Source organism: Pseudoalteromonas sp. GW168-MNA-CIBAN-0100 (assembly GCF_040309225.1).
Classification (GTDB): Bacteria; Pseudomonadota; Gammaproteobacteria; order Enterobacterales; family Alteromonadaceae; genus Pseudoalteromonas; species Pseudoalteromonas arctica.
Genome location: NZ_JBEOOL010000620.1, coordinates 1 through 267 on the forward strand (window position 1 = coordinate 1; position 267 = coordinate 267).

The following is a 267-nucleotide window of genomic DNA, read 5'->3' on the forward strand; positions in this document are numbered from 1 at the left end:
TTATTAGAGTGATCAGTGGCCAATTTAGAGGCCGAAAGCTGCCCGTTAAAGACGTACAAGGGCTGCGCCCAACAACCGATCGTATAAAAGAAACAGTGTTTAATTGGTTAATGCAAGATACCCGAGAGGCAAATGTGCTCGACTGTTTTGCTGGTTCTGGCGGTTTAGGTTTTGAGGCACTGTCGCGATTTGCTAAAAGCGCTACTTTTGTTGAACTTGACGCTGCCGCAGCAAAGCAAATTGAGCTAAACATTAGCACTTTAAAGC

The 267-nt window shown here is 44.9% G+C and carries 1 protein-coding gene; it reads left to right on the forward strand.

The window, feature by feature from the left end; all coding sequences use genetic code 11:
- Positions 1-2: 2 nt before the first annotated feature.
- On the forward strand, positions 3-267 hold a 265-nt coding region (gene rsmD / locus AAEY62_RS22705), incomplete at its 3' end, for a 16S rRNA (guanine(966)-N(2))-methyltransferase RsmD (protein WP_350636673.1).